At 64.0% G+C, this 11,349-nt stretch carries 11 protein-coding genes; 2 read left to right on the top strand and 9 right to left on the bottom strand.

All coding sequences use genetic code 11. The features are described 5' to 3' along the window. Nucleotides 1-165 precede the first annotated feature (165 nt). The 3 genes from rpsO to ACRQEC_RS00580 all read right to left on the bottom strand — a co-directional run bounded on the left by rpsO (nucleotide 166) and on the right by ACRQEC_RS00580 (nucleotide 2,096). Nucleotides 166-435, bottom strand: coding sequence for a 30S ribosomal protein S15 (gene rpsO / locus ACRQEC_RS00590; protein WP_016442511.1), 270 nt, complete (start codon nucleotides 433-435; stop codon nucleotides 166-168). Between the two features lie 214 nt (nucleotides 436-649). Next, nucleotides 650-1,030 carry a phage holin family protein gene (locus ACRQEC_RS00585; protein WP_284889649.1) on the bottom strand — a complete coding sequence of 127 codons (381 nt, stop codon included), beginning with the start codon at nucleotides 1,028-1,030 and terminating at the stop codon, nucleotides 650-652. A gap of 76 nt (nucleotides 1,031-1,106) precedes the next feature. Beyond that, nucleotides 1,107-2,096 (bottom strand): bifunctional riboflavin kinase/FAD synthetase, encoded by a 990-nt coding sequence (locus ACRQEC_RS00580; protein WP_284889650.1) that lies wholly within the window; start codon nucleotides 2,094-2,096, stop codon nucleotides 1,107-1,109. Nucleotides 2,097-2,335: 239 nt separating this feature from the next. Between ACRQEC_RS00580 and ACRQEC_RS00575 the strand changes: the two genes are divergently transcribed. Both ACRQEC_RS00575 and ACRQEC_RS00570 read left to right on the top strand, forming a co-directional pair. Next, on the top strand, nucleotides 2,336-3,289 hold the full coding sequence (locus tag ACRQEC_RS00575) for a carbohydrate kinase family protein (RefSeq protein ID WP_087070971.1): 954 nt from the start codon (nucleotides 2,336-2,338) through the stop codon (nucleotides 3,287-3,289). Between the two features lie 23 nt (nucleotides 3,290-3,312). After that, entirely contained in the window at nucleotides 3,313-4,212 is a 900-nt protein-coding gene (locus ACRQEC_RS00570; protein ID WP_284889652.1) for a DUF4862 family protein, read from the top strand. 99 nt (nucleotides 4,213-4,311) lie between these two features. Here ACRQEC_RS00570 and truB read toward each other — a convergent pair whose 3' ends face one another. The 6 genes from truB to ACRQEC_RS00540 form a co-directional block, all read right to left on the bottom strand. Then, complete coding sequence (truB, locus tag ACRQEC_RS00565; RefSeq protein ID WP_284889653.1) at nucleotides 4,312-5,469, bottom strand: tRNA pseudouridine(55) synthase TruB; 1,158 nt, start codon at nucleotides 5,467-5,469, stop codon at nucleotides 4,312-4,314. After that, nucleotides 5,438-6,007: a 30S ribosome-binding factor RbfA gene (gene rbfA, locus ACRQEC_RS00560; RefSeq protein WP_284889654.1), complete on the bottom strand. Its 570-nt coding sequence runs from the start codon at nucleotides 6,005-6,007 to the stop codon at nucleotides 5,438-5,440. The genes truB and rbfA overlap by 32 nt, the downstream gene beginning before the upstream one ends. Before the next feature lie 89 nt (nucleotides 6,008-6,096). Then, nucleotides 6,097-9,165 carry a translation initiation factor IF-2 gene (infB, locus tag ACRQEC_RS00555; protein ID WP_284889655.1) on the bottom strand — a complete coding sequence of 1,023 codons (3,069 nt, stop codon included), beginning with the start codon at nucleotides 9,163-9,165 and terminating at the stop codon, nucleotides 6,097-6,099. 127 nt (nucleotides 9,166-9,292) lie between these two features. After that, nucleotides 9,293-9,529 (bottom strand): YlxR family protein, encoded by a 237-nt coding sequence (locus ACRQEC_RS00550; RefSeq protein ID WP_407707003.1) that lies wholly within the window; start codon nucleotides 9,527-9,529, stop codon nucleotides 9,293-9,295. 70 nt (nucleotides 9,530-9,599) lie between these two features. Continuing rightward, nucleotides 9,600-10,709 (bottom strand): transcription termination factor NusA, encoded by a 1,110-nt coding sequence (gene nusA / locus ACRQEC_RS00545; protein WP_284889750.1) that lies wholly within the window; start codon nucleotides 10,707-10,709, stop codon nucleotides 9,600-9,602. 14 nt (nucleotides 10,710-10,723) lie between these two features. Beyond that, nucleotides 10,724-11,275, bottom strand: a complete 552-nt coding sequence (locus tag ACRQEC_RS00540) for a ribosome maturation factor RimP (protein WP_087070982.1) — start codon at nucleotides 11,273-11,275, stop codon at nucleotides 10,724-10,726. Nucleotides 11,276-11,349 lie beyond the last annotated feature (74 nt).

Raw genomic sequence — 11,349 nt, 5'->3', positions numbered from 1 at the left:
CTCCACATGTTGGGGTGCACAGGCGCACCGCACCCTGTCTATCGTAATGCCCGAGCAAGCAGCTGAGCGCCGCGCACAGTTCACTTGCGGCGATGCTGAGCCGCTTCTCACGCCTGTGGGCATACGGAAAGCGGCCCGGGATGAAACCCGAGCCGCTTTAAGTACTTATCGACGCAAGCCGAGGCGTGCGATCAGCGACCGGTACCGCTCGATATCTTCCTCAGCGAGGTAGCTGAGAAGGCGGCGGCGCTGGCCGATAAGAAGCATGAGACCACGACGCGAATGGTGGTCGTGGATGTGCGAGCGGAAGTGCTCCGTCAGCTGCGAAATACGAGCCGAGAGCAGGGCCACCTGCACTTCGGGGGAACCGGTATCGCCCTCGTGCGTGGCGTATTCGGCAATGATCTTCTGCTTTTCTTCAGGCTTGAGGGCCATGCGATTCTCCTTAGTTTCCGTTGCACGGAGCTCCGGGGCATGTTCTCCCAGGCATGACGCTACCGTGGCCGATGTAAACGGCCTGAAAATTCTAGCACACGCCGACGACGCCCCGCACTGGCGTATCCGCCAGTGCGGGTGTGGCCTTCCCCGCTTTCCCTTTGCCGGTCGGTGGTGGTGGCCGGGCGGTGGAACTGGCGGAGCTGACGGGGCGCTACGAGCGGTCCACGAAGCCGCTGAGCACCATATTGACGAGGGAGACCACAATCCCACCGAAGAGCGCCGCCCAGAAGCTGCCCACCACCAGGTGCACCGCCAAGCTCTGGGAAGCCCAGGCGGTGAGCGAGATCATCGCCGCGTTAATCACCAGGGAGAAAAGCCCGAGGGTGAGAATATAGAGCGGGAAGGACAGGAACTTCAAGATCGGGCGGATGACAGCGTTGAGAATGGCAAGAATGAGGCCGGCTACCACGAACCATCCGATGAGACGGAGCGTATCGGGGGCCTCCCCCACCATTGCCAGACCGGGAATGAGGAGCGTGGCCACCCACAGCGCTACAGCATTGATGGCGACGCGAAGAGCGAATGTACCCATGCACCTACCCTAGCGAATGCGGCCGGCCGTTTGCTGACGGTGCTGACGGCGCAGGCGGCGCTAGGCTTGCACGGTGCTAGGCTTGCACGGCGCCGGGTGGCACGCGGCCGGCGGGTGGAACACCCAGGCGATCCGCCGTTTCTAAAACGTCAAGGTCGATGCGGGCCAGCAGTTCGTCTACCGATCCGAATGTGAGCATGGGGCGGATGCGGGAGACGAAATCTATACTGATGGGTTCCCCGTAGAGGTTGAGGTCGCTACGCCCGAGCACGTGGGCTTCCACGGTGCGTTCCTGACCATCGAATTGGGGATTGGTGCCCACGGAGATGGCGGCCGGGAGGTATTCTTCAGCGCTGCCGCCCGGCACGCGGCGCACCAGCCACCCGGCGTAGACGCCGTCAGCCGGAACTTCACCCAGGTCATCCCCACTGAGATTGGCGGTGGGGAATCCCAATTCGCGCCCGCGGCGCGCCCCGTGTACCACGGTGCCGTGGATACGGTGCGGGCGCCCCAGGATCTGCGCGGCGTGATCAACGTTGCCGGTGGCGAGCGCGGCGCGCACCCGGGTGGAGGACCACCGTTCTCCCGCCGCATCACACCGCTCACCTACGATTTCCACACCGAAGCCCAGCTCCGTGCTGAGGGAGCGTAGCACCGCCTCGTCCCCCGTATTCCCCGCCCCGAAGCGGGCATCATGCCCGACCACCACGAAGCCGGCCCGGAGTTGTCCCACCAGCTGGTCCCGTACAAATTCTGCGGCGGTGGCGCGGGCGTAGGCGGCGTCGTAATGCTGAAGGTAAAGCGCATCCACCCCCAACGTCTCAATGCGGTTAATACGATCTTGCAGGCTCATAACGAGGCGGATATGTGCCTCGGGGCGGTGGACGGTGGCCGGATGGGGATCAAACGTGAGAACAATAACGGGCCAGCCGAGCTCCCGGCCAATATCAACGGCGCGGGCTAGCACGGCACGGTGCCCACGGTGGACGCCGTCGTACACCCCGAAGGTCACGACGCTCCGGTCAAAATCCGGCGAAATATCTGAAGGAGATGTCCAAATCTGCACGTTCTCCAGGGTAGCTTATTCGCCCCGTTATCCCACCCGCGCAAAAACCAGAATTTTTTGCGCACCCGGGCTTGACATTTTTACGCCACGGCGCGGGGCCTTGCGCGGCCCGTATGCCCCAAAATCACGGTGATTTTCCAGATAAACTGGTGTGCGAAGAAAGCGTGCGCAGCGTCGGGCAGCCAGGTTACGGTGCCCCGGGCCTGCGCGCAGAACAGCTGTGGCGATGGGAGGCACCAATGGCACGATTTGTGAGCGCCGGTGAAGCGCTTGTGGACATTATTATCCGTGAGGGAGAAAGCGGACCCGGCACCGAGGTCGTGGGCGGCTCACTTCTCAATGTGGCATCCGGCGTCGCCCGGCTCGGCCAGCACGTGGAGCTCGCCACCTGGTTCGGGCGTGATGAGCGCGGGGAACGGATCGCCGCGCAGGCCGCCGCCATGGGTGTGGAGATCGTCCCCGGATCCGACGGCGCCAGCCGCACCACCACCGCGAGCGCCTTCCTCGACGCGGAGGGCCGGGCGCGTTATGAGTTCGACGTCGAATCGGACTTCCCCGAGATCCCGGACCCGGATACGGTGGGCCACCTGCACTGCGGCTCGTACTCTGCGGTGGTGGGTGCCTCGAGCAAGAAGATTTTACGCGCCGTCAAGCGCCAGGCACTGACCGGCACGGTATCTTACGATCCCAATGCCCGCCCGGATCTGATGGGTTCTCCGGAAAAGGTGCGGGAGAGCATTGAGGAACTGGTGGCGCTGTGCGATGTGGTCAAGGCCTCCGATGAGGACCTTGAGTGGCTCTACCCGGGTGAGCCGGTGGAGCGGATTATGCGCCGGTGGGTTACCTCCGGGCCGGGCATGGTGGTGGTTACCCGCGGGCCGTGGGGTGCTTATGTCAAGCTGGCCGGGGAGCGCGATATGCTCGTCGTCGATCCGCTCAATGTGGAGCTGGGCGACACGGTGGGCGCCGGTGATTCCTTCATGGCCGGAATGCTGGCCGGGCTTATGGAGGCCGGGCTCCTCGGATCGGTGGAAGCCAAGCAGCGCCTGCGCGCCGCCCACTTCTCCGACGTGCGCCCCGCCCTGCACCAAGCGGTTATTACGGCGGGGCTAACCGTCAGCCACGACGGCGCCTACTCCCCCACTCCCGCGGAGGTAGACACCGTCCGCACCGGCGATCCGGCGCTGCGCTAAATATTATTTTGGAAGGAAAATAAATGACACTCCCCTTCGTTGTTGGGGCTTATGCATCGCTCCCCGAACCCGCGTTGCAACCTGACTACTATCGCCTGCTGGCGGAGCAGGAATGGGTCTCCGGAATCGAAATTCCTTTCCCCGGAGTCCTCGCCGGCGAGCCCAAGGCCATCGCGGACGTCATCGCCCCGCACTGGACACTTAACACAATTACCGCGATTCCTGGCACCATGCAAAACGTCGGGAAAAACCCGGCTTTCGGACTGGCCTCCCCCGATGAGGGGGGCCGCGCGGCCGCTCTAGCTTTCACCCGTGAGATTCGCGACGCCATCGCTTCCCTCGCTCAGCTCAGTGGCCGCCCCGTCATCACGAAGGTGCAGCTCCATTCGGCCCCAACCAAGCAGGCCGACGGCGCAGCTTTCCGCGCCTCCCTCGCCGAACTATCGGAGTGGGATTGGTCCGGGGCAGTTCCCGTGATTGAGCATTGTGACCGCTATATCGAAGGTCAGGCTCCGGAAAAGGGCTTCCTTCCTCTCGAGGAAGAAATCGCCCTCTGCCAGGAGCTGGGTCTTGGTATTCATATTAACTGGGGCCGCTCCGCACTTGAGGAACGCAGCGCGGATACTGCTTTCGCGCATATCGAGGCATGCGCGCAGGCGGGTGTGCTCGCCGGTCTCATGTTCTCCGGGGCAGGCCCGGCAGAAACCCAGTACGGCTACTCCTGGATTGATGGGCATCTCCCCTCGCGGGCTGATGAGCCGACATCGATTATGACGGCGGAAGAAATCACCCGCTGCGCCACGGCCGCTCGCGAGGGTGGGGCGCAATATCTGGGTGCCAAAATCTGCGTGCCGGCCAATGCTTCCCTGCCCGAGCGCGTGGCCATGCTCGAGCATATCCACCGTGCCGCGGTAGCGAACTAACCGCACATTATCGCTAGCGCGTGCATCACCCCGCGCCGTCACCCGAGAGGTGCCGGCGCGGGGATTTTTATGCAGCTGGGCGCCTACGTATCTATGTATTTATGCGCCGGGCGGGAAGACGGTAGCGGGCCGGAAGGTATCCCCGTGCCGGCGTGCCACCGCAACAAGCTCATCGCCGTGCAGCAGGGCGACGGTGCCAGCTTCGCTTCCCGCGGCGGGTGCTTGTCCCGGCGTGGTTCCCGTAGCGCATGAATCTGTCTGCGCCGTTCCAGCGACGTGTGCAGCTCCCGAGACCGTTCCTGCGGCCGGGGCCACTGTTTTCCCCAGTGCCTGAAGGAACTGGCCGTGGCGCACGGATTCGGCTTCGACTTTCGCAATCTGCACCGTCGGGAGAGCGCGGGCCGCCACCTGCGCCAGTGGGATAACGGGGGGCTGCGCCCCGCCCTGCACCAGTTGCGCCAGTTCCGCTATGCTCACCGCTTCGTCTTGCCGGAAGCCACCCACGCGGGTACGCCGCAGCGCGCTCATGAGGGCTGCGCTTCCCAACGCTATCCCGGTATCGCGGGCAAGGGCGCGCACGTAGGTACCCGAGGAGCAGCTCACCTCCACATCAACATCCGCAACCGGCACAGATCCTGCTTGAGTTTCTACCGGCTCCGCCCCTTCGAATTGCGTCGCGCCATCCGCAAAAGCTGAGCCACCCAGCGCCACGCCGCGGACCGGCGCCTGGCGCCAGCGGAGCTCCCCGCTCCGTTCCAGGCGAGCAATATGGATCGGTACCGCTTCGAGCACCACCTCCTGCCCGGCCCGGGCCAGATCGTAGGCACGCTGCCCGGCGATCTTCTTGGCCGAATACGCCGAGGGCACCTGCGAGATATCACCCTGGAGGGAGGAGAGGGCAGCGTCGAGCTGCGCCGTCGTACCGGAAAAACCTGGGGCGGATGTGACGGTACCGGTGCAATCCTCTGTATCGGAGCCGATGCCGAGCGTGAACGTGGCCCGGTAATCTTTATCAGCCCCGCTCAAGTAGGTGAGGAGCCGAGTACCGGCGCCGATACCCACCACGAGCACCCCGGTGGCCATCGGGTCAAGCGTACCTGCGTGCCCCACCTTGCGGGTGCCGCATAGACGGCGCAGCGCGGCAACGACGTCGTGCGAGGTCACCCCGGCTGGTTTATCAATAACCAAGACGCCGCTCGGCGCCGGATGCTGCGCGCGGGGCAGATCAGGCCAGGGATTCTGGCGCATCGGTTTCATGGGATGCCTCAGGGGCGAACGGCGCAACGGGGCCCGATGGTGCGGCGGGAGCGAACGGTGCAGCGGCGCCCGACGGTGCACCGGTACCGGACGGTGCGGCGGCGCCGTCGTCCTCCGTTACCTCACGGGGCTTGCGGTAAGGATCAGCATCCCCCGCGTATTCCTTCCCCTCCGCGTTGCGCGCCAATTCGGCGTCACGGTGCAGAGCGGCGGCCAATACATCCTCAAAAGTGCGGGCTCCTTCGGGTAGTTCGTCGGCCACGAATTCCAGGGTCGGGGTGAGCCGCAAACCGAGCTGGCGCCCCACCTCCGAGCGCAGCGCACCCTTGGCTGCTTCCAGTCCGCGGGCGGCGTCTTTCACCTGGTGTTCGTGCCCGATGGCGGTGAAGAATACGGTGGCGTGCTGGAGGTCGCCGGTCACGCGGGTATCGGTGATGGTCACCATATTCAGCCGCGGGTCTTTCATACGGGTGTTAATAGTTTGCGCCACGATCTGCTGGATACGTTTCGCCACCCGTTCCGCACGGGGATTAGCCATCTTCGTCTCCTTTATTGCTGGTGGATATGCTGCGGCCCGCCAGCGCCAGTGGCGAGCCGGCGGGCCACAACGTTCCTCAGGACAGCCCCTTAGCTACGGGCCTTCTCCTGCATCTCGAAGGTTTCAATAATGTCGCCTTCGTGAATATCGCGGTAGCCGAGCGTAATGCCGCATTCGTAGCCTTCGCGCACTTCGGTAACATCGTCCTTTTCGCGGCGCAGCGAGACAATTTCGAGCTCGGGTTGCACCACGACGCCGTCGCGTACCAACCGGGCCTTCGCCCCGCGCTTGATCGCACCGGTGCGGACAATGGAGCCGGCAATGGTGCCGGCCTTGCCCGAGCGGAAGAGCTGGCGCACTTCGGCGCTGCCCAGCTGAACTTCCTCGAGAACGGGCTTGAGCATGCCCTTGAGGGCCGCTTCCACTTCCTCGATGGCCTGGTAGATGACCGAGTAGAACTTCATCTCCACGCCTTCGCGTTCGGCCATATCGGCCACGCGTTCGGCCGGGCGCACGTTGAAACCGATAATGACGGCGTTATCAACGGTTGCGAGGTTGACATCGTTCTGGGTGATGGCACCCACGCCACGGTGGATGATCTGCAGCGCCACTTCGTCGTCGACCTCAATATCGAGGAGCGAGGATTCCAGCGCTTCCACGGCGCCGGAAGAATCGCCCTTGATAATAAGGTTGAGCGTTTCGACGCTGCCTTCCTTGAGGACATCCCCGAGGTTCTCCAGCGACACACGCTTGCGACGCCGCGCCAGGGAGGCCGCCCGCTGGGCCGATTCGCGCTGTTCAGCGATCTGGCGTGCGGTGCGTTCGTCGTCTGCCACGAGGAAAGCATCCCCGGCGGAGGGCACCGCGTCCAAACCGAGCACCTGGACCGGCATGGAGGGGCCGGCTTCCTTGACCGGGTTGCCGCTGGCATCGAACATGGCGCGCACGCGCCCGTGGGCAATACCCACCACGATGGGATCGGAAATCCGCAGCGTACCGGTTTGTACCAGGGCGGTAATCACCGAGCCGCGGCCCTGATCGAGCTTCGCTTCGATGGCAACGCCGCGCGCGGTGCGATCCGGATTGGCCTTGAGTTCCAGTTCGGCATCCGCCACGTAGAGGATGGCTTCGAGTAGATCGTCGATGCCGATACGCTGCTTGGCCGACACGTCGAGGAACATGGTGTCCCCGCCGTATTCTTCGGCAATGAGGCCGTATTCGGTCAGCTGGCTGCGCACCTTCTGCGGGTTGGCGCCTTCCACGTCGATCTTATTGACCGCGACGATGATCTTCACACCCGCGGATTGCGCGTGGTTGATCGCTTCCACCGTCTGGGGCATCACGCCGTCGTCCGCGGCGACCACGAGGATCGCAATGTCGGTAATATCCGCACCGCGGGCACGCATCTGGGTGAAGGCTTCGTGACCGGGGGTATCGATGAATGTGATCGCCCGGGTTTCGCCTTCGTATTCGATATCGGTCTGGAAAGCACCGATGGCCTGGGTAATACCGCCCGATTCGGTACCTTCCACCCGCGAATGGCGGAACGCATCGAGGAGCTTAGTTTTACCGTGGTCCACGTGGCCCATAACGGTAACAACCGGGGGACGCGGCTTGAGGTTCTCTTCGTCTTCCAGGAGCTCTTCTTCTTCGAGGTTAATATCGAAGCTCTCCAGGATTTCACGATCCTCATCTTCGGCGGAGAGAACTTCCACCTCGTAGCCGAGTTCCGCGCCCAGCAGCTTGAAGGTATCTTCGTCCAGCGACTGGTTCATCGTGGCCATTTCACCCATGCGGAAGAGCACGGTGATAAGGGCCGCCGAGGACGCACCGATACGTTCGGCGAAATCCGCCAGCGAAGCACCCTGGCGCAGGCGCACCACGGTGGAGCCATCCCCACGAGGAACCTGAACGCCGGAAAGCATCGGCGAGGACTGTGCTTCGTATTCTTCGCGCCGGGTCCGCTTGGATTTGCGGCCCCCGCCGCCTCCGCGGCGCCCGAAAGCACCGGCGGTGGAGCCGCCACGCGAACGCCCGCCGCTGCGGGTGAAGCCGCCCGTGGGCCGACCTTGCCCGCCACGATTCTGACCTCCGCCAGCCGGGCCACGCCCGCGGCCACCGCCGCGACCGCCCCGCCCGGAGGACGGAGCACCCGCCATCTGGTTAGGCATCATCGCCGGCGAGGGACGCGAACCACCGTGCCCGCGCCCGCCACCGGAGCGCTGCCCGCCGCCGTGGTTGTTCTGATGCGCGCCTTGATGCGCACCAGGGCGGGGAGTACCCGTATTCTTGCGCCCGCCACCGGGACGGGGCATACCCTGCGAAGTGGCATACGGATTATTGCCGGGCCGCGGACCGCGCCCGCCACCCGGACGGGGCATACCCTGCGAAGTGGCGTAGGGGTTATTGCCGGGGCGCGGGGTGCGCTGATCGGCTTCGGCGCGCGCGGCCTTGGCGGATTTCACCGCACCGCGCGGAGTAGGAATATTGGAACGGCCGGCGTGCCCCGTTTCCTGGGGCTTAGCGCCGCCGTGCGAGGCACTGGAGCCCTGGGCGGAACTCGCCTCCCCGGATTTGCCGGACGGTGCGGGAGCGCCGGGCTTGGGAGCCGGTTTCGGCGTGGCCTGCTGCGAGCCGGGCTTGCCGGGCTTCGGGGCTGCCCCGCCGTGCGCACCAGTTGCGGCACCGGGTTTAGGTGCAGCGGTACCGGTAGCGGTTCCGGCGTTCGCCCCCGTGCTGCCTGCCACCGCGGCAGGGGTAGGCGCCGCGGCACTATCCGCATGCGGCTTGGCCGGGGCCGGCTTCGGGCCGGGTTTGGGCGCACCGGTGCCAGCGGTACCGGCGGCATCGGATTTCGCGGCGGCCTTCGCCTGCGCCGTCACATCGACAATCGAGGCCGAACCGGCGGGCATATCCACCGCATCGGGGGCCACAGGATGCTTACGAACCGGCTTGCGTGGGGCCGGCTTGCCGCTCCCCTTGGATTCAACCAATTCGGGATGCGCTTCAAAGTATTCACGTGCTTTACGCACAACAGGTGCCTCAATGGTGGACGAGGCAGATTTGACGAATTCGCCATTCTCCTTGAGCGTGGCCAGCAGCTTCTTGCTGGTCACCCCCAGTTCTTTGGCGAGTTCATGGACGCGGACTTTTGCCACAGTTCTCCTTCGTTGGGCCCGGCAAAAGTGCGCGCGGACCCGTTAAATCCGGTTGTTCATCGTTGGGTACTCATCGGGTGCCCATCAGCTTCCAACCCGCTTTCTTGGTCTCGGGTTTTCGCTCCGCTCACGCGAGCGAACTGATTACTTCTGTTACGGCATGCGGAGGAAGAACGACGGCGCAGCAAAAGGCATGCGCAAGTTGTCCCGTCCGCATTCCCCTGGCTAGACAGTCAGGGCGGGGATGCACCCACGCTCCCCGGCCGGGTAGCCGCTGTTCCTTATCCACAACGACTCCCGCATCGGTGAGCGCTAAGCGCACCAGTTCCTCCCGGGCGGCACGCTGACGGCAGCCCACGCACATGCGCGGATTTTTCGCCATCATCCCACCGCCTCGAAAGTCACACCCTATCTATTTTAGCGGCAAGATGCTACTAACGCACGTCATCAAGCGGATGCGGCGCGTGATCTTCCCCGTGTTCAGCGGCGCTTGCTTCAACGGCGGGGGTAGCGGGAGCGGCGCTGGGAGCGGCACTATCTGCGACGTCGCCACCGGAGGCTTCTTGCACATCGGATTCTTTACGAATATCGATGGACCACCCGGTGAGCTTGGCGGCCAGGCGCACATTCTGCGCTTCTTTACCGATAGCGAGGGACGCCTGCCCATCGGGAACAATGGCGCGGGCCTGGCGCTTCTCCGCGGAAAGAATATCCACCCGGGTTACTTTCGCGGGGGACAGCGAGGCGGCGATAAATACCGCGGGGTCATCGTTGTAATCAACGATGTCAATTTTCTCCCCACCCAACTCCGTGGTGACCGCGCGCACGCGCTGACCGTTATGGCCAATACACGCACCCTTGGCGTTGACCTCCGGATCCTCGGCGTACACGGCGAGCTTGGAGCGATGCCCCGCCTCGCGCGCGAGCGCTACAAGTTCCACGGTGCCGCTAGCAATTTCAGGCACTTCGAGTTCGAAGAGACGGCGCACAAAATCCGGGTGGGTACGCGAAAGCCGAATGGAGGCACCGCGGCTGGTGACTACCACATCCAAAACAAGGGCGCGGATGCGATCCCCGCGGTTGAGGTGCTCGGTGGGAACCTGTTCTTCCGCACGCAAAATAGCTTCGTGATCCCCTACCTCCACGAGGAGATCACGGGAGAAGCTATCGCGCCCGGCCCGGCCTTGCACCACGCCGGAAATAATGTCACCCTGCTTATTTTTGAAGGAGCCGAGCACGCGATTCGCTTCGGCTTCCTTGAGACGCTGGGCGATCACGGATTTCGCCGTTGCCGTTGCGATGCGCCCAAAATCGTGCGGCGTGTCATCGAATTCGCCGACGACATTGCCTTCTTCGTCAATTTCCGGGGCCCACACCACGATTTTGCCGGTGCGCCGATCCATATCAACCCAGGCCCCGCGAATCGCGCCGGGCACCCGCGCGTAAGCGTGCAACAAGGCATCTTCAATTGCTTCGACGAGTACATCGGAGCTCAGGCCAAGTTCACTTTCCAGGGCCCGCAGCTCGTTCATGTGAATTTGAATATCCACGATTTCTCCTACTCTTCCTCGCCGTCGCGATGGAATTCAATATCAACGCGGGCCCGTTCCACCCGGCCAATGGGTAAGCGCCGTTCCGCTCCCCCGTTATCAGATGCAAGAACGAGGGTATCGCCTTCAACGGCACGCAGCCGAGTTACGATCTCATCTTCACCGGAGGGTGTCAGACGCAGCAGGCGCCCCACGGCGCGGGAAAAGTGGCGCGGCTCCACGAGCGGGCGGGTGGCACCAGGGGTGGACACTTCAAGGTTATAGGCGCCCTGGACAAGGTCGACATCGTCCAAACGCGCGGAAATAAGACGCGAAACGTCAGTGAGCTGATCCGAGCCAACACCGCCGGGACCGCTGGGAAGATCGACCGTGACCTGAACGACGGCGCGCCCGCCGGCACGGCCCACCGTCACACCTTCCAGGTAGAGTCCGCATTGCGAGACAAGAGGTTCAATCGCGGCGATGATTTCACCGGTCCGCTGTGCCTGACTGGATTTACGGGGCCCGGTAGAGCGGCGGTCCCGCCGCGCGGGAGGACGCGAACTCTTGGAATGACTCATGGGCTAATCCTACAGTTTCCGCGCCGCACCGTGGTACACGGGCGTGCCAGACGGCGCCCACGGTGCAGTTAGCG

The organism is Actinotignum saccati, assembly GCF_051265055.1.
Classification (GTDB): Bacteria; Actinomycetota; Actinomycetes; order Actinomycetales; family Actinomycetaceae; genus Actinotignum.
This window is presented reverse-complemented; position numbering and strand designations above follow the sequence as displayed.